This window comes from Tumebacillus amylolyticus, from assembly GCF_016722965.1.
Classification (GTDB): domain Bacteria; phylum Bacillota; class Bacilli; order Tumebacillales; family Tumebacillaceae; genus Tumebacillus; species Tumebacillus amylolyticus.
Genome location: NZ_JAEQNB010000002.1, coordinates 153,910 through 176,519 on the forward strand (window position 1 = coordinate 153,910; position 22,610 = coordinate 176,519).

22 protein-coding genes are annotated in these 22,610 nt (G+C 55.5%); 11 read left to right on the forward strand and 11 right to left on the reverse strand.

The genetic code is table 11. The features are described from left to right. Positions 1 to 57: 57 nt before the first annotated feature. Positions 58 to 1,608 (forward strand): N-acetylmuramoyl-L-alanine amidase, encoded by a 1,551-nt coding sequence (locus JJB07_RS07665; protein ID WP_201633176.1) that lies wholly within the window; start codon positions 58 to 60, stop codon positions 1,606 to 1,608. Positions 1,609 to 1,802: 194 nt separating this feature from the next. On the opposite strand, the gene JJB07_RS07670 is transcribed toward JJB07_RS07665, so the two are convergent. Further along, complete coding sequence (locus JJB07_RS07670) at positions 1,803 to 2,552, reverse strand: C39 family peptidase (protein ID WP_201633179.1); 750 nt, start codon at positions 2,550 to 2,552, stop codon at positions 1,803 to 1,805. A 97-nt stretch (positions 2,553 to 2,649) separates the two neighbouring features. Here JJB07_RS07670 and JJB07_RS07675 point away from each other — a divergent pair, with 97 nt between their 5' ends. Next, complete coding sequence (locus JJB07_RS07675; protein ID WP_201633182.1) at positions 2,650 to 3,150, forward strand: hypothetical protein; 501 nt, start codon at positions 2,650 to 2,652, stop codon at positions 3,148 to 3,150. A gap of 20 nt (positions 3,151 to 3,170) precedes the next feature. Here JJB07_RS07675 and JJB07_RS07680 read toward each other — a convergent pair whose 3' ends face one another. Then, positions 3,171 to 4,400 (reverse strand): MFS transporter, encoded by a 1,230-nt coding sequence (locus JJB07_RS07680; protein ID WP_201633185.1) that lies wholly within the window; start codon positions 4,398 to 4,400, stop codon positions 3,171 to 3,173. Positions 4,401 to 4,493: 93 nt separating this feature from the next. Between JJB07_RS07680 and JJB07_RS07685 the strand changes: the two genes are divergently transcribed. Beyond that, on the forward strand, positions 4,494 to 5,099 hold the full coding sequence (locus tag JJB07_RS07685; protein ID WP_201633188.1) for a sterol desaturase family protein: 606 nt from the start codon (positions 4,494 to 4,496) through the stop codon (positions 5,097 to 5,099). Between the two features lie 69 nt (positions 5,100 to 5,168). On the opposite strand, the gene JJB07_RS07690 is transcribed toward JJB07_RS07685, so the two are convergent. From JJB07_RS07690 to JJB07_RS07715, 6 genes are all read right to left on the reverse strand, one after another. Continuing rightward, positions 5,169 to 5,690 carry a spore coat protein gene (locus JJB07_RS07690; RefSeq protein WP_236587888.1) on the reverse strand — a complete coding sequence of 174 codons (522 nt, stop codon included), beginning with the start codon at positions 5,688 to 5,690 and terminating at the stop codon, positions 5,169 to 5,171. A gap of 20 nt (positions 5,691 to 5,710) precedes the next feature. Further along, the gene (locus tag JJB07_RS07695) at positions 5,711 to 5,938 is read right to left on the reverse strand and encodes a hypothetical protein (protein ID WP_201633191.1); all 228 of its coding nucleotides are present in this window, start codon (positions 5,936 to 5,938) and stop codon (positions 5,711 to 5,713) included. A 45-nt stretch (positions 5,939 to 5,983) separates the two neighbouring features. Then, on the reverse strand, positions 5,984 to 6,415 hold the full coding sequence (locus JJB07_RS07700) for a spore coat protein (RefSeq protein WP_201633194.1): 432 nt from the start codon (positions 6,413 to 6,415) through the stop codon (positions 5,984 to 5,986). A gap of 148 nt (positions 6,416 to 6,563) precedes the next feature. Continuing rightward, complete coding sequence (locus JJB07_RS07705; RefSeq protein WP_201633197.1) at positions 6,564 to 6,887, reverse strand: hypothetical protein; 324 nt, start codon at positions 6,885 to 6,887, stop codon at positions 6,564 to 6,566. A gap of 125 nt (positions 6,888 to 7,012) precedes the next feature. After that, a complete protein-coding gene (locus JJB07_RS07710; RefSeq protein ID WP_201633200.1) occupies positions 7,013 to 7,714 on the reverse strand; it encodes a class I SAM-dependent methyltransferase in 702 nt (233 codons plus the stop codon). 42 nt (positions 7,715 to 7,756) lie between these two features. Then, a complete protein-coding gene (locus JJB07_RS07715; RefSeq protein ID WP_201633203.1) occupies positions 7,757 to 8,851 on the reverse strand; it encodes a GGDEF domain-containing protein in 1,095 nt (364 codons plus the stop codon). A gap of 221 nt (positions 8,852 to 9,072) precedes the next feature. Between JJB07_RS07715 and JJB07_RS07720 the strand changes: the two genes are divergently transcribed. Beyond that, complete coding sequence (locus tag JJB07_RS07720; RefSeq protein WP_201633205.1) at positions 9,073 to 9,933, forward strand: GNAT family N-acetyltransferase; 861 nt, start codon at positions 9,073 to 9,075, stop codon at positions 9,931 to 9,933. A gap of 54 nt (positions 9,934 to 9,987) precedes the next feature. Here JJB07_RS07720 and JJB07_RS07725 read toward each other — a convergent pair whose 3' ends face one another. Then, on the reverse strand, positions 9,988 to 10,818 hold the full coding sequence (locus JJB07_RS07725; protein WP_201633208.1) for an alpha/beta fold hydrolase: 831 nt from the start codon (positions 10,816 to 10,818) through the stop codon (positions 9,988 to 9,990). Between the two features lie 156 nt (positions 10,819 to 10,974). Here JJB07_RS07725 and paaX point away from each other — a divergent pair, with 156 nt between their 5' ends. The 5 genes from paaX to paaD all read left to right on the forward strand — a co-directional run bounded on the left by paaX (position 10,975) and on the right by paaD (position 14,469). Beyond that, positions 10,975 to 11,787 (forward strand): phenylacetic acid degradation operon negative regulatory protein PaaX, encoded by an 813-nt coding sequence (gene paaX / locus JJB07_RS07730; RefSeq protein ID WP_201633211.1) that lies wholly within the window; start codon positions 10,975 to 10,977, stop codon positions 11,785 to 11,787. Between the two features lie 88 nt (positions 11,788 to 11,875). After that, positions 11,876 to 12,826: a 1,2-phenylacetyl-CoA epoxidase subunit PaaA gene (gene paaA, locus JJB07_RS07735; RefSeq protein WP_201633214.1), complete on the forward strand. Its 951-nt coding sequence runs from the start codon at positions 11,876 to 11,878 to the stop codon at positions 12,824 to 12,826. Positions 12,827 to 12,845: 19 nt separating this feature from the next. Continuing rightward, positions 12,846 to 13,184 (forward strand): 1,2-phenylacetyl-CoA epoxidase subunit PaaB, encoded by a 339-nt coding sequence (paaB, locus tag JJB07_RS07740; RefSeq protein WP_201633216.1) that lies wholly within the window; start codon positions 12,846 to 12,848, stop codon positions 13,182 to 13,184. A gap of 12 nt (positions 13,185 to 13,196) precedes the next feature. Then, positions 13,197 to 13,985: a 1,2-phenylacetyl-CoA epoxidase subunit PaaC gene (gene paaC, locus JJB07_RS07745; protein ID WP_201633218.1), complete on the forward strand. Its 789-nt coding sequence runs from the start codon at positions 13,197 to 13,199 to the stop codon at positions 13,983 to 13,985. 13 nt (positions 13,986 to 13,998) lie between these two features. Further along, positions 13,999 to 14,469, forward strand: a complete 471-nt coding sequence (paaD, locus tag JJB07_RS07750) for a 1,2-phenylacetyl-CoA epoxidase subunit PaaD (protein WP_201633221.1) — start codon at positions 13,999 to 14,001, stop codon at positions 14,467 to 14,469. A gap of 40 nt (positions 14,470 to 14,509) precedes the next feature. Here the strand turns inward: paaD and JJB07_RS07755 are convergent, their stop codons facing one another. Together JJB07_RS07755 and JJB07_RS07760 are read right to left on the reverse strand one after the other, a co-directional pair. Beyond that, positions 14,510 to 15,148, reverse strand: a complete 639-nt coding sequence (locus tag JJB07_RS07755) for a pyridoxamine 5'-phosphate oxidase family protein (protein ID WP_201633223.1) — start codon at positions 15,146 to 15,148, stop codon at positions 14,510 to 14,512. A gap of 114 nt (positions 15,149 to 15,262) precedes the next feature. Next, positions 15,263 to 21,280 (reverse strand): cadherin-like beta sandwich domain-containing protein, encoded by a 6,018-nt coding sequence (locus tag JJB07_RS07760; protein ID WP_201633226.1) that lies wholly within the window; start codon positions 21,278 to 21,280, stop codon positions 15,263 to 15,265. 304 nt (positions 21,281 to 21,584) lie between these two features. Here JJB07_RS07760 and JJB07_RS07765 point away from each other — a divergent pair, with 304 nt between their 5' ends. Then, positions 21,585 to 22,091: a phage tail protein gene (locus JJB07_RS07765; RefSeq protein WP_201633229.1), complete on the forward strand. Its 507-nt coding sequence runs from the start codon at positions 21,585 to 21,587 to the stop codon at positions 22,089 to 22,091. 16 nt (positions 22,092 to 22,107) lie between these two features. Beyond that, the gene (locus JJB07_RS07770) at positions 22,108 to 22,605 is read left to right on the forward strand and encodes a phage tail protein (RefSeq protein WP_201633232.1); all 498 of its coding nucleotides are present in this window, start codon (positions 22,108 to 22,110) and stop codon (positions 22,603 to 22,605) included. Positions 22,606 to 22,610: the final 5 nt, after the last annotated feature.

Below are 22,610 nucleotides of genomic sequence, written 5' to 3' on the forward strand. Positions count from 1 at the left end.
TAAGATATTCTGAATTCATAAAAAGTTCGCTTATACAATAGAGGAGGCACTTCCAATATGAAAAAATGGGTTTCGGTCCTCGCGACCACTGCACTTACCCTTGCTGTCAGCGGAACGGCAGTTCCGACGTTTGCGGCACAATCGGACAGCAAAACTCTGGCAACCGCTCCGACGCTTGAGAATGCATTCGCAGCGGCTGCCAAGGAATTTAACGTTCCGAAGGAATTGCTGATGGCAGTTTCCTACACCGAGTCTCGCTGGCAGATGGACACCGAGTTGGATGCGTCTGAACACGGCAACGGCAAAGGGCTTATGCACCTGAGCGACAACTCCTTCAAAAAAGCGCTGAGCGATGCGGCCAAGCAACTGGGCGTCAAAGCCAAAGACCTCGAGTCCGACCCGACCTTGAACATCCGCGGCGGTGCTTTCGTACTCGCGAAAGCTCAGAAAGACCTCGGCAAGTCATTGACTTCCAACCTCAACGACTGGTATGAAGCGGTCGCTTCGTTTGAAGGCGCGTCTCAAAAGCAAGAGGGAGTTCTGTTTGCAGATGAAGTCTTCCGCGTCTTGAAGGAAGGCACATCGCTTACCATCGAAGGCGGCACTCTCTCCGTCGCAGGCGACAAAACCCTTGCTCCGAACAAAGGCGCGTACACCAACGTCGAGTACGGCCTCACTTCGGTGACAACGTTAACTCCGGACTACTCGGGCGCGATCTGGAACCCGGCGTCCACCTCCAACTACCAAGTGGCGACCCGTCCGACTTCGAATCCGATCAACTATGTCATCATCCATGACACCGAAGGCTCCTACTCCGGCTCCATCAACTGGTTCAAAGACCCGGCGGCGCAAGTTTCGGCGCACTATGTCGTCCGTTCCTCCGACGGTCAGATCACCCAGATGGTTCAGGAAAAAGACATCGCATGGCACGCGCGCTCCTTCAATACCAACGGAATCGGCGTCGAGCATGAAGGCTACGAAGCGCAAACCGGCTGGTACACCGATGCGATGTACACGACTTCGGCCGCTTTGGTGAAATCGATCTGCCAACGCTACGGCATCCCGATGGACCGCGAACACATCCTCTCCCACTCGGAACTGTGGGGCAACGACCACACCGATCCGGGCAAGAACTGGGATTGGAACAAATACATGACCAAAATCACGGGCGTCTCCAAGAACTGGACCGTCGTCAACGTCGATGACCAAGACACCGCATCCGGTGCCTTCACGTTCAGCGGCCCGTCTCAATACTGGCACCCGATCACCGGCTACGGCCTCCACAACGAAATCAACTACACCAACGGCAACGGCACCGTCATCTCCAACTACGCGACCTGGAAGCCGACCATCCCGGTGGCGGGCAACTACGAAGTCAAAGTCTTCATCCCGTCCAACTACGCTGCGACGACCGGAGCGAAGTACGAAATTCACTACAACGGCGGCGTCGTGACCAAAACGGTCAACCAAAGCCTGTACTCCAACCAATGGGTTTCGCTTGGCACCTACAACTTCGCAACCGGCACCGCCGGCTACGTGAAGCTCGGCGACAACACGGGCGACAAAGTCTCGATCGGCTTTGACACGATCCGTTTCATCGGCCAATAAGACCCTTTTTCCAAAAAAAGCCGTTCCCGACGAAGGGGAACGGCTTTTTTTCGCGTAGTAGCGAAGGAAAAAGGAGTGTGACCGCCATGCGGGATCACCGCCGTCGAATGGGTCAAGATCGAAGACAACGTCGTCTACGTGCGCGGACACCGGAATGGGTCGACTCCCTCATGAAATCGTATTTCTAAAAAACGCTATGCCTTGCTCTGCACCGTGACCGCCTGCGAGCCCATGTCTTCCCAAACTTGACGGAATCGCTCGCGGTCATAGTGGACAATCTGCCCGCTGTACGGATCGTGGACGGTGACGGAGTGTTCCTCATAGCCTGTCAACAACACGCAATGCTCGGGCACTTTCCATTGAATCTCTTCGCCGTCTTCCGTTTTCCAGACATACGCCGTGGAGACATCGGCGAGGTCCATCGCCATCCACGCCACCACCGGATGATCGTCCGCCAACGCCGCCAGCACCTCGTCAAACGACTTGCCGCTCAAATCTCGCGCTCGACCCGGCAGATACTCCGCCAGTACGTCGGCAATCGGTTCGTGAAACACCCCATACCCCTCGTCGGTAAAAGGGTCTCCCACGAACCCCCGGTTCGGGTCGCCGCCCACCATTTCGTCGCCGTCACTGCCTTCATAATTTGGCACCGCGACCGTTGGAAGCTTCGAAACCACTTGAGTTTTGTCCACGTTCAGCCCCTCGTACTGCAACAACATCGTAAGCGACGTCGCTTCACATCCCGTCGGCAACTCCGGCCCTTGCTTCAAGATCGGCACGTTCGCGATCTCGTGAGCCGTCACAGCTGTTGGACTTGCCGCCACCGACAGCGGCGCGATCTCCGTCACGGACGGCAACCCCGCCGTGGGCTCCTTTGAAACACCACATCCACTCAACAAAAGGCACCCGGTCAGCACCCATGCCGTTTTTCCCAGACTCTGCACTCCATCACCTCCTCTGTCCTTTTCAAACAGTGTACTCCAGATCTCGCACATTAGCACCCTTTGAACCATAAGATATGGTACAAAGGTGGCGATTCTGATGAACGGAGAACGAATTCTCAAAGTCGGTATCTTCGCGTACCTGCTCATCTGGTTCATCGGCGGCTTCTGGGGGATGGCGGCGGTTCACAGCGGGTTGCTCGATGCTCGTTACCTCGGCATCGACTTCCTCAAGCTCAAAGAATACGTCTACTACGGTCTCTCCGGAGCCATCGGCGGCGTGCTGTATGAATTGCGCATCTTCCACGAGTTCTACCACCGCTTCAACCGACGATGGGCGTACTGGTACGTCATGCGGCCGTTTCTGTGCGGCGGCACGGCGATCATGATCATTCTGCTGTTCAAAAGCGGCATTATGCTGATGCAAGTTCCCGACTCTCTGGCTGCCAAAGTCGGCCTGTCGTTTTTGGTCGGATACGGTTTTGGCAAAGTGATCGATAAAATCAAAGCTCTCACCGAAACCCTTTTCAACGGCAAGAAGCAGGCCGACCCCAACATCAACGACCCCGTAGACAAAACCGAGCGGATCGAAAAGCTCTGACCTCCCGAAAAAAAAAGACCTCACCCGCTCAAGTGGCGGGAGAGGTCTTTTTTGACGACAAACAACTTGCGTCCGGCGAGCACACCGACGAAGCACAGCAAAAGCAGGACGCCGCAGATCACAAACGACATCGCCGACCCCGTGTAGGCGATCGTGCGGGTGAAGATCGCGAGCAACAAAACCCGCGTCCCCATGCCAAACGCATTGAAAAACGAATTGACCCGCCCCATCAACGGATTGGGCACCAACTCCATCATGACCGTATTGCGCGCCACCCGCGTTCCGGCATTGCCCCAGCCGAGCACGAGTTTCAACGCCATGTACAGCCAAGTCAGCGGATAAAAACCAATCAGCAGAATCGCAACCGTATACGAAGTGAACGTCAACACAATCGAACGAAACGGTCCCAGACGACCCACGAGGACCGGAATCGAGATCCCGGCGAGGATCGCGCCGATCGCGTAACACATATCGGCCAGCCCGAGCACATCCGCGCCCGCATGCAACTCCTGCGTGACATAGATCGGAAATAGATAATTGCCTGCCATCAGCACGAGGAACGTCATCAGCGAACAGATCAGAAACACGGTGAGCACCGGCTTCTCCCGGAGATACTGGAACCCTTCGGCGATGTTGCGCCAAACGGACACCCTCGCGATTCCGGCACGCACCGCCGGTACATACGGGATGCCCAAGAACAGCAGAAACCCGATGGCATACGTCGAAGCATCGAACAGCAAGATCGTCGAGAGGTCGATTCGGTCGAGCAACACCGAAGACAGCGCCCCCGCGATCATCGAAGCGGTCTGGTTCTGCACTTCCATGACGCCGTTGAGCATCTGGTACTGCTCACGAGAGAAGATCTCCTGCGTGAACGCAAACTGGGTGGTGAAATGCAGCGAATAGTAGAGCGAGCCGCCGAAGTAGGTCGTGATCAACTGCCAAGTGGCAAACTCTCCCGTCCACAGCCCCCAGAGCGCCATCGCCAGCACGATGCTGCCCCCGATGACTTCGGACGTCAGCAAGATTTTTTTGCGGGAAAAACGGTCGATCAGCACGCCGATGTACGGCGAGACGACGAAGAGAATCAGCGTCGTGAACAGCGTCATGTACCCGAAGATCTCATCTCCACCCGCTCGATTCACCAACAACCACGGCACGCCGAGCATCGTAATGCCCGAGCCGATGGAAGAAAGAATGTTCGCCAAGATGAGATAGAGCATCCGTCGGTCGCGTAAAATGGTTAACATACGTCACCTCGACTCTCTACTTCCACGAAGTAGCCGAGGAGTCCTGTCTGTGCTATGCTGTTGGTGAAACTTCCCGAAAGGTCGGAATCTTCTATGAAAAGATACGTACGCGAGTTTTTCAGCCATTGGAGTATCGTGGCAATCGTGCTGTTTATTTTGGTCACCGCCGCATTGCTTGGCTCCCATTGGGCCACGTGGCAGACATGGTTGAGCGTGTTGGTCGGGGCTTTGGTGTTTTTCTCCACCGAGTACACCACCCACCGCTATCTGTTCCATATGAAGCCGCCTCAAAACGCGACGCTTCGCAAGCTCTTGTATCGGTTGCACTACGACCACCACGAAGTTCCCAACGAATTGCACCTGTTGCTGTTGCCGCTCTGGTACAGCATCCCGAATTTTTCGGTGCTGTGGTTGCTGTCCTACCTGATTACGGGAAGCGCTGTCCTCACATGGGCCGTCGTGCTCGGCGGGGTACTGGGGATGTTTTACTACGAGTGGGTTCACTATGTGGCGCATCGCCCGATCAAACCGCGCACCCCGTGGGGCCGTTGGATGAAAAAAGTCCATCTCTGGCACCATTACAAAAGCGAGCATTTCTGGTACGGCGTCTCCAACCCGCTGATGGACTATCTCCTCGGCACCTTCCAAGATGAAAAAACGGTCGAGATGTCCCCGACCGCCCGTAAATTAAATTTGTAGTTTCGATACGACAACACAGGAAATCCCCTCCGCAAACCGCGGAGGGGTTTCTCGTGGTTCCTCAGGACATTACAGAACGTCGAGTTTCACGACGAGCGCGAGCAGCACTTGGAGAAGCAGTTGGATGTTAACCGCTGCGTCGGTGTCGGTCGTGGTGACGTGAACGTCGGAGGAGTTTTCAATCAGCAGTTTCTGACGCGTGAGCTGCGTGGTTTCGGTGCGTTGGGTGAGCTCTTGGAGAATGGAGTCGCTGGTCGGGGAATCACCGATGGTGATCGAGAGCACGACCGCAATCGCCAGTTGCAGAGCTGCTTGCAGGTTGACCGCCGCATGCGTGTTCGTGGTGTGAACGAAGACGTCTTCGGAGTCGCGGATGATGATGCACTCGTGGGAGTCTTGGAACGTTTCTTCCACTTGACGCGCCTCTTGCTCAACGGCGGTGTCGTCAAACACAGCTTCCGCTTCGACCGCATCGATCATTTTTTGTACGCGGGACTCTTCTTGAACCGGCGCGCGATGCGATTTGACCGGGCGGCTGTAGCTCGGGCGGACCATTTTGGACCCAGAGCGTTTTTTGGCAGGTTTTTTCATGGTTTAGTTCCCTCCTGGGTTTAGTTGTCGCGGCGCCAGGTTAGACGGGGGCGTCGCTTGGTGCCGTCTTGCTTCTTCCCGCTCTGCTCTTTGGCACCGTCGGATGTGCCTTGGTTCATGGCGTTCAGATGCGCTTGAATCTCATCCGCCACCGTGCGAAGTCGTTGTTTTTCGTCCTCGGTCAGGCGGCGGCGCTTGACGTTTTTGAAAATCGACTTGGCAAGCAAGTCAAGAAATTGATCGTCCATCTCGTCCTCTCCTTTCCGACCGGTTCTTCGGCAAGCTCGTCGGGCTTAGAGAATATCCAGCTTGGCGACGAGTGCAACCAGAAGTTGGAGCAGAACTTGGATGTTGACGGCGACGTCGGTGTCGGTGGTGGTGACGCGGACGTTGCGGGAGTTTTCGATCAAGGTGCGTTGGTTGCTTACCTGCTTGACCGAGACTTTTTGCAGCAGTTCTTGTGCGACGTGATCCGCATCGTCGCTGTCTGCGATGGTGATGGACAGAACGAGCGCGACTGCGAGTTGCAACGCGACTTGTAGGTTGACCGCCGCTTTGGTGTCGGTGGTATGAACGTGAACTTCGCAGGAATCGCGGATGATGATGTGTTCTTCGGAAGATTGCAAAGTTTTCGATACTTGCGCAGCTTCCTGCTCAACCGTTGCTTCTTCGTGATGACACTTGCTCGGATGATGCGAGCCTGACAGGGCAGACCATTTGCTCATGTGGGAATCCCTCCTTGGTGTTTGCTATATGGTATTAGGGACGAGGCGGACATGTCAGGGACAGATGACTGAGGAGATTCGCACATTTTCAAAGGGGAAAAAAAATCGTGAAAGGCCTCGGCCTCTCACGATTTTTTTGAGTGTCGATTTAGTTGCTGTCGCTCTCGTCGCCCTGTGATTCGGTGTTGCGTTTCAATGTGAGACGACGGCGCGGACGGGAGGATTCGGACTTTTTCTCCGGGGTCGGGGTGGCGGAGGCGTTCGGGCCGGGGGTGACGACCGGCGGCGTTTGGGCGGTTTTTTGCAAGTATTGTTCGACTTGGTTCTGGAGGTCTTGCACGAGTGACTTGATCTGCGCTTTTTGATCCGGGGTGAGGTTGCGTTTCTTCTGCTCGACTCCGTGTTTGATGAACACATCGGTAATCAACAGGTCGCTGAGGCCCTTGGCGACGTTTTTTTCCTTTTCGTTCATGGTCGATTCCTCCTTGGATGCACAGTTCTCCTTTCAAGTTATGTGAAGTCTGCCTATTGCGATTGGGACACCCGCCCGTATCATGCAAAAAAACCTCTCCGCACAGGGCGGGGAGGTTTTCTTTTTCAGGAACGATACAGCCGCAACAAGTTGTGACCCGGCATGAGTTCGTAGGTGGAGGGAAGTTGTTCATGACTCCAGCCTTCCGCTTCCGCCAACCGCAACACATCCGCCAAGAACGGCGATTCCTGTTCTTCCGGCGTGACCAACGGGTACAGGCGAATCTCGTGGCGTGTGACGCGCATCAATTCGCGCACGGCGTTCAGGTGGAAGTCGAGGCCCAACTGTTGCGAATAGATGAACAGCAAGTTGCCGGACAGCGTGAGGTCAAACTCACGGTCGGCAAACGGGAGCTCGGGCAACCGGCCCGGCACATAGCGAGTCCCGTAACCTTGCTGGCGGATGTCGGCGATCGTCTCGTGGAGAGTTTGCGTCATATCGGACAGGAGGCTGGCAAAACGTTTGTTCTGCTCCGCGTGCTTGAGGACTTCGGGATTTTTTTGCATGAGCTGTTGCAGCGTTTCCAGATCGGATAAGCCCTTGCCGAGCAGTTCGTCCGGCGTGAAATGGTAGGCGATGTCTGTCGCCGTCACATCCACTCCCCGCTCTCCTGCCGTGCGGGCAAACGAGGCGGCCCCGCCCGGGCAGTCGAGAATCTTGCGCCCCGGCAAGTCCGCTTCTTGCAGGCTGAACATCTGGACGTAGTCCTCCCAGGTGCGGCCGACAAAGACGACATGTTTCAATTCCAGGTTGTTTGATTCGCTCATACTTGCACTCCTCACGTAGTGTACTCCGATCTGCTTAGTCGGTTACGATTGAATTATTGTATGCAGAGGGGGATGTGGATGAGACGTAAGATCGGAGTCGAAGCGGTGCCCGTTCTTGCCGTTTTTCTTCACGGCGTACATGGCGTGGTCAGCGGTTTCCATGAGGAATTCATAGTCGCTGTCCAAGCGCGCACACGCGGCGCCAATCGACGCTGTGATCGAGACGATCTTGCCTTCGACCGTGGCAAAGCGCAGCGAGGCGATGCGGGCGCGCAATCTCTCCGCCAGTTGACGGGCGCCCGTTTCGTCGAGATGACAGCGAAACAGCACCATCTCTTCGCCCCCGAAACGTCCGGCGACGCCGTGGGCATGTCCTTGGGTCTGAGAATTGCTGTCGGCCGCTTCCTCCAAGAGAACGGAAGCCACGCCCTGCAACACGAGGTCGCCAAACGGATGACCGTATGTGTCGTTGACGCGCTTAAAATCGTCCACGTCAAAAAAGAACAGATACCCACTATCCGCTCCCGACAAACCTTGGATGCGGTCTTCCACTTCTTGGCGGAAGATGTCTTTTTGCAAAAGTCCGGTCAGGGAGTCGATCAGCGAGCGTTTGCGGAGCAATTCGTTTGCTGATTGCAGCTGACGGACGAGGTTGGCCATCTCGCGGTCTTTTTTCCCCAGATAGGAACCGATGCCGCAGTTGATGAGCAGGGCGAGCGAGTCGAAAAACAGCCAATACCAGATGTATCCGGCCTCGTGGGGAGCCACGATGATCTTCAGATACAAGTAAGCCAGCACCACCATCGTGGCTCCGTAGAATTCGCGCCGCCAAATGCTGGCCACATAGCTGTACGTGATGATGGAGATATGAAGAAACACGATGCCGAGGTGGACGAGCGTGGCTTGGTAAACCAAGCCGGTCATGCAAATGTTGGCCATGGTGTAGAGCAAGAGTCTGGGCAGGGAGAAGGTAGAGACCCTCGTCACACGAATGCCCAAGACGCAGATCCCCAAAACTCCGATGCCAAACAGGATTCGACGAATTGGAGACTCGACCAGAAGTTGCGGAACCAGCACACAGAGCAGCAGCACCACGGCTCCGTATGCGATGGAACTGTATCGCAACGTCTTTAACATGGACGATCACGCCTTTCAACCAACTTCATTACATACAGAATACACAATTTATATTAAAATAGGAAGATATTATATTCATTTTTATTAAAAAAGAGGACTTCCTTTGTAATCAAAGCCCTCTTTTCGGTGCTTACATCCTTCTCCCCTACTCCTCACCGCGATCTTGCAGTACACTTAATAAAAAATACAATTTGAAAAAGAGATGAGGTCAACCCCCACCGATGAACGTTTCCCTCACACTCAAGACTTCCTTTGAAGAACCGGAAATTCGCGAGATCGCCCGGCTCGAACACCTCTGCAACACCGCCGACCAAATTGAAATCAAAGCCGGCACCGATTCGCTCGCCTCTCGCCCAACAGACGGCATCTGGGACCTCGTCTGCCACCATGAGGAGCAACTCGTAGGCTACTTGTGCTTTTACACCTTCGACGGCCACACCGCCGAAGTGATCTCGATGGTCCACCCGGACTTCCGCCGCCAAGGCATCTTTCGCGCCCTGCTTTCCCGCGCAGAAGACGAGATGAAGCAACGAGGAATCCAAGAGATCCTCTTCGTCGTCCCCGCCCGCTCTCCATCCGGACTTCAATTGATGCAACACCTCGGCAGCACCTTCCACGAAGCTGAATACGGGATGCAATGGACGCGCGACCCGCAATCGTTCCACCGCAACGACCTCCTGCATCTGCATGTTGCTTCGACTCCCGAAGACCTCAACTTCCTCGCCGCCTGCCTCGCGCAATCGTTTGGCGATTCGGAAGAGAGCACACGCAACGTTCTTCAACGCACCTCAACACCCGACCGTACCTCCTACATCGCAACGCTCCAAGGCAAACCATTTGGGATGATTCGAGTCCAACGGGAACGAGACGGCCATGCCGCGATCTTCGGCTTTGCGGTGCTCCCTGAATTCCAAGGACACGGCTACGGCCGTCAGATTCTCACCGACATCGTGAATCTGTTGCGAAGCGAAGACCGAGCGCACATCGAACTCGATGTCGTCACCGAAAACGAACGCGGCTTGCACCTCTACCAAAGCTGCGGCTTCGACATCGCCACCGAATACCGCTACTACCGCGCCTAGTAAAAAAAAGCCCTCCTGCACGTCGGCAGGCAGGGCTTTTTTTGGGTCACGGCTCTACAGCGATTCCCCTCGCACAAACCGATCGATATATCCCGCGACTTCCTGCGGATGCGATACCATCAGCGGATGCGGCGAATCGGGAATCTTCACCGCCTGTGCCGTCGGGAATTTCGCAAGGTAGCGACCCAACGCCTCTTCATAAAACTCCGGTTGTCGTGTCGCTTTTAGCACCAGCACCGGGAGCGACATTTTTTCCGCGAGTTCATCCAACGAGAACGTCGCATACTCCTGCGCATACCCCATGAACGCCTCACGAGGCAATCGGAAGTACCAACGCCCGTCTGCCCGTTGCTCAAACTCGCGCATCGTCTGCTCGTCCACAAAATCATTCACATGCTCGGCATACCCGGAACGCGCCATCTCGATCACTTCTTCCTTCGATGCCCACGAGAACTCGGGACGCGCCTTGATCGCTTCGATGTCATACCCCGGCATTTCCACATTGCGTGCAAATCCGCCGTCCAACATCACCACGTTCTCCACCCGCTCCGGGTAGCGCACCGCAAACTGCTGAATCGGCGCATTGGAGAACGACCCGCCCACCAGGGTGGCTTTTTCAATCCCTTCGTGGTCGAACACCGCACGAATGTCTTCTATTAACTGGTCAAACACATACGGCCCTTGCTGCGTCGATTCTCCGTGCCCGCGCAAATCGAGGCTCAAGATGTGGTAGGTTTCTTCCAGATACGGAATCGTCAGGTTGTACGACTCTTTCGTCGAGGTCAGCCCGTGAACCATGACCAGCACGGGAGCCCCCGCGTTTTCATATACATTGTAAGCCAAGGTGATGCCGTTCGCTTCCAGTCGTTTCGTTGTCGGTTGCATCTGCATAAGCCTCCAAATTTTAGAAATGTTCTCCTAGTTGCAGTATACACGTCGGCCCGTCTCTGCGGAAATCTAATTTGCTCATGGAGTCTATCACTTGAAATCATGGCATTCTGTTTGGTACGATTGTGAGAAATATCCGACGGAGAGTACACCATGAAGCCACAATCTATGTTGTTCACGATATACGGAGAATACCTTCGACATACTAGCAACGAAATCTGGATCGGCTCCCTGACCCGCTTGCTCGGCGAATTCGGCATGACCGAACAAGCCGTGCGCGCCGCCATCTCGCGGATGCAGCGCCAAGGGTGGCTGACCTCCCGCAAAGTCGGCAACCGCAGTTTCTATTCAATGTCACCCCGTGGGCAAAAACGCCTCGACGAAGCCGCCGAGCGCATCTACCCCCGCCACGAAGGCAAAGGCTGGCAGGGAAAGTGGTGCATGATCTCCTACAACATTCCCGAAGATCGCCGCCACCTGCGCGACCAGTTCCGCAAAGAACTCACCTACCTCGGCTTCGGCCTGCTCACCAACTCCACTTGGTTCTCTCCCAATGACTTAACCGACAAAGTCAGAGAGATCACCGAAACGTACGAGATCACCGGACACGTCGAGATCTTCACCGCCGAGCACTTCGGATGGAGTGAACCTCGGCAGTTGGTGGAGAAATGCTGGGACTTGGAAAGCATCAACGCCTCCTACCGTTCGTTTATCGACACGTACCGCCCGCACTTTGAAGCTCTGCGCGCCCAAGGCGATCTGCCGGACAACCGCTGCTTTGTGGAGAAGACCCAACTCGTTCACCAATACCGCAAATTCCTGTTCATCGACCCGGACTTGCCGCAGGAACTTTTACCCGACCTCTGGCTGGGCCAAGAAGCGGACGAACTGTTCAGCGAGTTCTATGGATGGCTCCACCCCGGCGCAACGCGCTTTTTTGAAGAACTGTACGAGGCGGCTCCCTAAATCAGTAAGCGCTTTCTTGCCGAACTGTATGACGAAATGTTATGATAACGTTAGAAAACCGTAGTACGTTTCGAAGGGGGACTTGGAGATGATCGCACAAACGCACGAGGAAAAGCTCAACGCGTTTCTTGAGAAGATCGAAAACGGAGGCAAAATCGAAGCGGACGACTGGATGCCGGACGATTACCGCCTGCAATTGATCAAATTGATTTCCATGCACGGCATGTCGGAGATCATGGGCGCCCTGCCGGAGAAGGAATGGGTTCCGAAAGCTCCGACCCTGCGTCGCAAACTTGCGATTATGGCGAAAGTGCAAGACGAGATGGGCCACGGCCAACTCCTGTTGCGCGTTGCCGAAGACTTGATGGCTCCGCTTGGAAAGGGCCGTGAAGATATGCTGAACGACCTGTTCACCGGCCGTTTGAAATTCCACAACGTCTTCCATATGGAAGCACCGACTTGGGCAGACGCAGGCGTCATCGGCTGGTTGGTCGACGGCGCAGCCATCATCACCCAAACGATGTCGCTCGACACGTCCTACGCGCCGTACTCCCGCGCGTTGCACCGCATCTGCGCCGAGGAGAAATTCCATGCCCAACACGGCGAGAGCATCGTCTTGGCACTGGCGGAAGGCACCGAAGAGCAACGCCAGATGTTGCAAGACGCCGTCACCCGCTGGTGGCCGGCTCTGTTGATGTTCTTTGGCCCGCCGGAGGGTGGCAAGATCACCTCCAACCAACAGCAGAACATGCGCTACAAGATCCGTTCGCAAACCAACGAAGAGCTGAGACAAATCTTCTTTGACAAATACGTTTCGAGAATTTTCCACCTCGGCCTCACCCTGCCGGACCCGACGATCCACTATGACGAAGCACAAGGCCAGTGGGTTTACCAACAACCGGACTGGGATGAGTTCAAACAGATCGTCTCCGGCCACGGCCCGCGTTCTGTACAGCGTCTCGACCTGCGCAAACTTTCCTATCAACAAGCCCAGTGGGTGCGCGATGCCCTGCTGAACAACACGCAACAAGCGATCTAGTCGAGGAGGGACTGTGACCATGAGCGAACAAGCAAAGCAAAACGGCTTTGACATCTACGAGGTGTTCTCCCAACGCACCCACAACTCGAGTTTCGTCCATCAGTTCTCTCTGCTGGCTCCGAACCACGAAGTGGCGATGTCGATGGCGCGCGAGAATTTCCTGCGCCGCGATGCGGTCGTGAACATCTGGGTGGTCAAGCGCGAGAACGTCTACGTCTGCCCGCCGGAGGAGCGCGAATTCCTGCAACGTCTCGACAACAAGGAATACCGCGAAACCAAGGGCTACGGCGACCTGCAAGCGAAGTGGCGCGCCCACCGCGATCGCTACGAACAACAACAACAATCGAACAAACAGTAGGGAGGCAGAACCGTGAACACCGATCAAAAAGCGCTCCAAGAGCTGCTCTTTCAACTGGCGGACGACGACTTCATCCTCGCCTACCGCGGTTCCGAATGGCTGGGACTCGCTCCGCACATCGAAGAAGACGTCGCGTTCTCCTCGATGTCCCAAGACACGATGGGCCATGCCGTGATGTTCTATGAAATGCTCGAATCTCTGGGCGTCGGCTCGGCTGACGACCTCGCACAACTCCGCAAACCGGAGGACTTCCGCAACGCGGTCCTCGTCGAGCGCGTCAACGGCACCGGCCACTACATCGAACAGCCGAACTACGATTGGGCGTATGCAGTCGCCCGCACGTATCTGTACGAACTGTTCAAATGGGTGCGCCTGCAATCGCTGATGAACTCGTCCTTCGAGCCGCTTGTGCAAATTTCGCGCAAGATGATGAGCGAATTGCGCTACCACCTCATGCACTGGCAAACCTGGACCAAGCATCTGGCAAACGGCGGCGAAGACGCACGCAACCGCCTGCAAGCGGCGATCGTGCAAGTGTGCGCCGACATCGACGGCCTGTTCTCGCTCGGTCCGAACGCCGAAGCAATCGTCGGCGCCGGTCTGATCGCAGACGAAGCCACTCTGAAACAGCTCTGGTTGGAAAAAGCGACCGAAGCCCTCTCCAAAAACGGCCTCTCGCTCCCCGACACCTTCCCGACCCCGTCGCACGACGGTCGTGCAGGTGAGCATACCGAAGCGTTGACCGACGCTCTGAACACGCTGTCCTCCGTGTACCGTCTCGATCCTTCCGCAGCTTGGTAAGGGGGTCCAGACAATGACAGAGGAACGCGTGTGGGAGCTCCTCCAAGAAGTGAAAGACCCGGAGATTCCGGTGATCTCGCTCGTGGAGATGGGCATGGTCAACAAAGTTCAAGTTCAGGACGGCATCGTCCAGATCGAAGTTTTGCCGACGTTCGTGGGATGCCCGGCGCTTGAGATCATGAAGCGCAACATCGCCGAGATCGTTGGCGTTGCCGAGGGTGTGCAGGAAGTCCGCGTGCAGTTCGTCTTCGAACCTGCTTGGACCTCCGATCGCATCTCCGACGTGGGACGTGAGAAGCTCAAAACGTTCGGCATCGCCCCGCCGCCGGAGCTGTTGCAAATCGAAGAGAGCTTCGACGTTCCGTGCCCGTTCTGCGGCTCGTCGAATACCCGCCTCGACAATCTCTTCGGCCCCGCCGCTTGTCGGAGCATTCTCTATTGCGATTCCTGCAAGAACCCGTTTGAAGCAATGAAACCCGTCTAGGAAAAAACGCCCGTGTGCGCAGAGCACAGCGGGCGTTTTTTTAATACAGTCGTTTCGTGTAGCTCTCTTGCAACGACTGCGCGATGTCTTCTGTTGTGAGGCCGGGGAGTTTGCAATGATCGCGCAGCATCTGCGCAGGATTGGGAAGTTGGTCGCGGGAGGCCCACGATTCCGGCTGCCAGAGCTTGGAGCGTTTGAGAGCTTTGGCGCAGTGGACGAAGCATTCCTCGACTTCGACCCCGATGCCGAGTGTCGGTGCCTTGCCTTGTGCGCTCATCGGTTCCAACACGTCCGGGTCGCGCACGATGCAGGCACGCCCGTTGATTCGAAGCGTCTCTTCCAGACCGGGGATGAGGAAGATCAGCCCGATCCTCGGATTGTTCAAGATATTGCGAAGCGAATCGGCTCGTTTGTTGCCGGGGCGTTCCGGGATGACCAGACGATTTTCGTCCAGCACCCGTACAAACCCCGGTGCATCGCCGCGCGGCGACACATCACAAGATCCGGACGCATCCGAAGTGGACACCACGACAAACGGGGACTTTGCCAGAAAGTCTCGGCAATGCTCGTCCAATTCCGTGATCACTTTGTTCGCCGCGAGTTTTGAAGGAGTGGAGCCCAGCAGAGATTGCAGTTCATCTTCACTGGACACGGTTTGTCCGAATGCACCATTGCTCATCTCGTGAATTCCTTTCGTACTTTCATCGGATTTTAGGGGAAAGTATAGCACAAAATTGTGGAAAAGGAAGCTGAAAAAAATCCCCCGCCTTTTACAGGAGGGGGATTTTTTGACTTACGGTTTCCAGACTTCAAGACCGTTTGTGAGGATGAGATACGAGTGGAAAACGGACGCTTCCATGATGTCGGCGTAGGCCCAGAATGTGGGCGGGACGTCTTTCCATCTCGGAGTCTCGGCGACGTAGGACGGTTTGCGATCCAGCAGTTTGTTGAAGATGACGACCGTTTCTGCGCGGGTGAGCATTTGTTCCGGACGGTAGGTTCCGTCCGGATACCCGCTGACGAGACCGGCGGAATAGGCTTGGAGGATGTAGTCTCGTGCCCAGTGGCCGGTGATGTCGGTGAGCATCGTTCTGACGCCCGGCGGTGCGTATCTCAATTTGGAGAGCACGACGGCGATCTCGGCGCGGGTGACAGCTTGATCCGGGTAGAAGTTGCCGTCCGGGCTGCCGATCATGATCTTGTGCTGGCTGACTGCCGCGATGGAACCTGCGGCCCAAGAAGAAGTTGAGACGTCGCGGAAAGGAGTTTGTTGGGGAGACGTTGCTTCATAGTGAAGGATTCGTGCCAAGATGGCGGCCAGTTCCGCGCGGGTGATGCTTTGGTCCGGGTGGAAGGTTCCGTCTTGGTAGCCGTAGATGTAGGGTGAGTGTTCTCCTTGGTTGGTGGATTTGGGGGTGAGTTGGATGTTGCGTTCGACGGCGGTTTGGTCGATGTGAAGGAGTTGGGAGCGAGAGTCGTAGGTTTCGTAACCGTCACGTTCGGCGATGAAGTAGTAGTCGGCTTGCGAGATGACTTTGAAGCTGTACGTGCCGTCGTCTTGGGTGAATTGCGGGTTGGTGTTGGGTTGGTTCAAGACGACTTGGGTTCCCGGCGTTCTGCCGTAGAGTTGGTTCAGTGCTGTGTCTGCCCAGTAGAGAGTGAGTTTGACGTTGTTGAGTGTTTGTTGAGTGATTGCATCGCGCACGACTCCGTAGGGTCCGACGATGGTGTTATCGGTTGGAGTAGGCGGTGCGTTGCGAGTGATGGCGAGTGTGTACGTTTTTTGAGTGGTGTTGTCTTGGGCGGTGACTTGGATGGTGAAGGTGTTCAGGCCCTCTTGGAGATAGATTCTTTGTGCGGTTCCGCTGGTTACGGCGGTTCCGTTGAGTTTGAGTGTGGCCGTGTTGTCAGCTGTGGTCGGGGTGAGGTCGAGTGAGATCGTTCGATAGGATACGCTCGTTGCGTAGGTCGTTGTCCCCGGTGTGAAGGTTGGGAGAATCGTTCCTTTGTTCAACGTAAGGTTCCCGAGATCGGCGTTGCTCGACGGAGCACGGGTTATGGTGACGGTGTATGTTTTTTGGGTGGTTCCGTCTTGGGCGGTTACTTGGATGGTGATGGTGTTGTCACCTACGAGGAGTGGCAACGTGACTGCGTTTCCACTGGTTGCGTTAGTCCCGTTGACCTTCAAGGTCGCCGTTCCGTCTGCAATCGTCGGTGTGACATCCAAATTGGTTACTGCATTTCCGACACTCGCTGAGTAAGTCGTGGTTCCTGATGCAAATACAGGTGTCAGTGTTCCTTGGCTAAGTGTCAGGTTGCTGAGGTCAGCGTTACTCGATGGAGCACGAGTCACCGTGACGGTGTATGTTTTTTGCGTCGTCCCGTCTTGGGCGGTTACTTGGATGGTAATCGTATTGTCACCTACGACCAGTGGCAACGTAACTGCGTTTCCACTGGTTGCGTCAGTTCCGTTGACCTTCAAGGTCGCCGTGCCGTCTGCAATCGTCGGCGTGACATCCACACTCGTTACTGCATTCGCGACACTCGCCGTGTAAGTCGTGGTCCCTGATGCAAATACAGGTGCCAACGTTCCTTGGCTGAGTGTCAGGTTGCTGAGATCAGCGTTGCTCGACGGAGCACGAGTCACCGTGACGGTGTACGTTTTTTGCGTTGTTCCGTCTTGGGCTGTTACTTGAACGGTGATCGTGTTGTCGCCTACGAGGAGTGGCAACGTAACTGCGTTTCCACTGGTTGCGTCAGTTCCGTTGACCTTCAAGGTCGCCGTTCCGTCTGCAATCGTCGGCGTGACATCCACACTCGTTACTGCATTTGCGACACTCGCCGTGTAAGTCGTGGTTCCTGATGCAAATACAGGTGCCAACGTTCCTTGGCTGAGTGTCAGGTTGCTGAGATCGGCATTGCTCGACGGAGCACGAGTCACCGTGACGGTGTATGTTTTTTGCGTCGTTCCGTCTTGGGCGGTTACTTGGACGGTGATCGTGTTGTCACCTACGAGGAGTGGCAACGTGACTGCGTTTCCACTGGTTGCGTCAGTTCCGTTGACCTTCAAGGTCGCCGTGCCGTCTGCAATCGTCGGTGTGACATCCACACTCGTTACTGCATTTGCGACACTTGCCGTATAGGTCGTGGTTCCTGATGCAAATAAAGGTGCCAACGTTCCTTGGCTGAGTGTCAGGTTGCTGAGATCAGCGTTGCTCGACGGAGCACGAGTCACCGTGACGGTGTACGTTTTTTGCGTCGTTCCGTCTTGGGCAGTTACTTGGATGGTGATGGTGTTGTCGCCTACGACCAGTGGCAACGTGACTGCGTTTCCACTGGTTGCGTCTGTTCCGTTGACCTTCAAGGTCGCCGTGCCGTCTGCAATCGTCGGTGTGACATCCACACTCGTTACTGCATTCGCGACATTCGCCGTGTAAGTCGTAGTTCCTGATGCAAATACAGGTGCCAGCGTTCCTTGGCTGAGTGTCAGGTTGCTGAGATCAGCGTTACTCGACGGAGCACGAGTCACCGTGACGATGTACGTTTTTTGGGTGGTTCCGTCTTGGGCTGTTACTTGGACGGTGATGGTGTTGTCGCCTACGAGGAGTGGCAACGTAACTGCGTTTCCACTGATTGCGTCAGTTCCGTTGACCTTCAAGGTCGCCGTGCCGTCTGCAATCGTCGGTGTGACATCCACGTTAGTTACTGTATTCGCGACATTCGCCGTGTAAATCGTGGTTCCTGATGCAAAAACAGGTGCCAACGTTCCTTGGCTGAGTGTCAGGTTGCTGAGATCGGCGTTGCTCGACGGAGCACGAGTCACCGTGACGGTATACGTTTTTTTCGTCGTCCCGTCTTGGGCGGTTACTTGGACGGTAATGGTGTTGTCACCTACGAGGAGTGGCAACGTAACTGCATTCCCACTGGCTACAGCGCTCCCATTGACCTTCAAGGTCGCCGTTCCGTCTGCAACTGTCGGCGTGACGTCCACACTCGTTACTGCATTTGCTACACTCGCCGTGTAAGTCGTGGTTCCTGAGGCAAATACAGGTGCCAGCGTTCCTTGGCTGAGTGTCAGGTTGCTGAGATCAGCGTTGCTCGATGGAGCACGAATCACCGTGACGGTATACGTTTTTTGCGTCGTCCCGTCTTGGGCGGTTACTTGGACGGTAATGGTGTTGTCACCTACGACTAGTGGCACCGTAACTGCATTCCCACTGGTTGCAGCACTCCCATTGACCTTCAAAGTCGCCGTACCGTCTGCAATCGTCGGCGTGACATCCACACTCGTTACTGCATTCGCGACATTCGCCGTGTAGGTCGTGGTACCAGACGCAAATACAGGTGCCAACGTTCCTTGGCTGAGTGTCAGGTTGCTGAGATCGGCGTTGCTCGACGGAGCACGAGTCACCGTGACGGTGTACGTTTTTTGCGTCGTTCCGTCTTGGGCTGTTACTTGGACGGTAATGGTGTTGTCACCTACAACTAGTGGCACCGTAACTGCATTCCCACTGGTTGCAGCACTCCCATTGACCTTCAAGGTCGCCGTTCCGTCTGCAATCGTCGGTGTAACGTCCACACTCGTCACCGCATTCGCGACATTCGCCGTGTAAGTCGTGGTCCCTGATGCAAATACAGGTGCCAACGCTCCTTGGCTGAGTGTCAAATTGATGAGATCAGCGTTACCTGACGGAGCACGAGTCACCGTGACGGTATACGTTTTTTTCGTTGTTCCGTCTTGGGCGGTTACTTGAATGGTAATGGTGTTGTCACCTACGACTAGTGGCAATGTAACTGCATTCCCACTGGTTGCAGCACTCCCATTGACCTTCAAGGTCGCCGTTCCGTCTGCAATCGTCGGTGTAACGTCCACACTCGTCACCGCATTCGCGACATTCGCCGTGTAAATCGTGGTTCCTGATGCAAATACAGGTGCCAACGCTCCTTGGCTGAGTGTCAAATTGCTGAGATCAGCGTTACCTGACGGAGCACGAGTCACCGTGACGGTGTACTTTTTTTGCGTCGTTCCGTCTTGGGCTGTTACTTGGACGGTGATGGTGTTGTCACCTACAACTAGTGGCACCGTAACTGCATTCCCACTGGTTGCAGCACTCCCATTGACCTTCAAAGTCGCCGTACCATCTGCAACCGTCGGCGTAACATTCACACTCGTCACCGCATTCGCGACATTCGCCGTGTAGCTCGTGGTTCCAGACGCAAATACAGGTGACAGCGTTCCTTGGCTGAGTGCCAAACTACTCAAATCCGCATTGCTCGACAACGCAGCCGCTCGCGTCACAGTCACGGTGTACGTTTTCTGCGTTGTTCCGTCCTGGGCGGTCACCAACACGGAAATCGTGTTCGCCCCCACATTCAACGGTACCGTTACGGCATTCCCGCTCGTCGCCGCCGTACCATTTACAGTCAATGTGGCCGTGCCGTCAGCAACCGTTGGCGTAACATTCACGCTGGTCACCGCATTCGCCACACTTGCCGTATAACTGACCGTCCCGGCAGCAAAAGCGGGCGACATCGTCCCTTGACTCAGCGTCAACGTACTCAAATTCGCATTGCTCGACAACGGTGCCGCTCTCGTCACCGTCACTACATAAGGTTGCTGCGTAGTTCCATCCTGCGCCGTCACCAACACGAGAATGGAATTCGATCCAACATTCAACGGCACAGTTGCCCCGCTGCCGCTTGCCGTCGCCGTACCATTTACCGTCATGGTAGCCGTCGCATCTGCCGTCGTTGCCGTCACGACAACGCTAGACACACCGTTCGCCACACTTGCCGAGTAACTGGTAGTTCCTGAAGCAAACGCCGGCGACAACGTGCCTTGGCTCAGCGTCAACCCGGACAAATTCGCGTTGGTGCTCAACGGTGCAAACTGCGAGACAATCAACCCCGACTGCCCCACCGCTATGAGTTGACTTCCACCATACGCCACGAAGTTAAAATATTTCGGTGTGCCCGACGTTTCCGCGCTCCACGAAATCGTGTCGCTCGACGAGAGAATCGTGCCACTGTCCCCAACAGCGACAAACTTCCCGCCCCCATACGTCACGCCGTACAAACTAATGGTTCCACTCGGCACACTTCGCTGAGTCCAACTGACCCCGTCTGCTGAGGTGAGCAGCGTACCAACATCCCCTACGGAAACATACTTCCCTCCCGCATACGAGACGGCGTACAAAATCTGACTCGTTCCCGAAGTCCTTGGCGTCCACGCGGTTCCATCCGGAGAGGTGGCAATCACTCCGCCGTCCCCAACCGCGACAAAAAGACCGCCCGCGTACGTAACACCGTTGAACCTCGCAGCGCCGACCGTCGCTTTCGACCAAATAACTCCGTTCGTCGAAGTGAGGATCGTCCCTCCGGCTCCCACCACGACAAACCGAGTCCCGTCGTGCGCGACCGAGATCAAGTCATTGCTCACGCCAGACGTGCGTGACGTCCACGTCGTGCCGTTCGACGATGTATAGATCTTGCCGGCCATTCCCACGATGACCCACTGGCCTCCTGCGTACGCAACGGCCATCGGAGAGATCGTCAACGTCTGGAAGCTCCAACTCACACCGTCTGTTGAAGTGACGACATTGCCGCCGTTTCCGACTGCGACCCAGCGACCTCCTCCGTACGAAACTCCATTGAGATCCGCCGCAACATTGGACGTCTGGGTCGACCATGTGCTGACCGCCTGCGCCATGTGAGCGAAATTCCCCGCTCCACTGGCTGCCAGCATCAACAGAAATACCAAGAACGAACACCACGACCTCCGATATCGCTTCATCATGCGATACAACCTCATGACATCCCTCCCCTCACAGGGTCCTCACCTGTACATGAGTCCCGTAAACTACCGAACGATACATCTCTTCATCTACTAGCTGAGTCGCCACTACCACCTCCTCCTCTTCATTTATTCAAGAACAACCATAAAATACTCAAATTAGTGACTCCATATTTTTTTCGTTTTTAATACTGTTCGTTAATCGGCAATCATACAGTAGGATTATCCCGGGAAAATCAAATCTAAAAAAACCGCGTTTACACGAGGATTTCTCGTGTCCCGCTCCGAGCATGACCCAAAAACCTTCAAGAGGTGACAAAAAATGAGTGAACCCTACATGGGCGAAATTCGGATGTTTGCAGGCAATTTTGCTCCGGTTGGCTGGGCGTTGTGCCAAGGACAAGTACTCAGCATCGCGGAGTACGACGCGCTTTTTGCCCTGCTTGGAACCACGTATGGCGGTGATGGCGTTACCACGTTCGCCCTGCCGGACTTGCAAGGTCGTGTCCCGCTTCAGTCGAATTCCACCTACCCGCTCGGAGCCAAAGCAGGTTCCGAAACGGTTACGCTGATCACCAATCAACTGCCCGCCCATTCACATGCACCGCTCGCCACCACCGCACAGGGCACACAAAACTCCCCCGGCAATGCGATCTGGGCCGCAACGGGTGTCACCGACTACTCGGACGGCAGCGGGTCGACTCCGGTCAACATGAGTCCACAAGCGATCACCGCGGTGGGCGGCAATCAGCCGCATACCAACATGATGCCGACGTTGACCCTCTCGTTCATCATCGCACTGGAAGGCATCTTCCCGTCTCAAAACTAAAAAAGGAGGAGTCAACATGTCGGAACAGTACCTTGGTGAAATTCGCTTGTTTGCCAACGGCTATGCCCCCCGCGGCTGGGCGCTCTGCGAAGGTCAAATTCTCTCGATTCAGCAAAATGCCGCGTTGTTCTCCCTGCTTGGAACCACCTACGGTGGAAATGGACAAACCACCTTCGCGTTGCCCGACCTGCGGGGTCGCGTGCCGATTCATTTCAATTCGAACCACCCGCTCGGAGCTTCGCAAGGAGAAGCCGCCCACACCTTGATCTCCACGGAGATCCCCATGCACACTCATCTCGCCCAAGGCTCGTCTGCAGCGGCAAGCGACATTTCTCCTCAGAACAACGTCTGGGCTACGCAAAGCAACCTCTACGGTCCCGCGTCCTCGCTCGCCCTGATGAACCCGGAATCCATCGCCGCCACCGGAGGCAGCCAACCGCATAACAACATGCAACCGTACTTATCCGTGAACTTTTGCATTGCACTGGTTGGAATTTACCCATCGCGCAACTAACAAGG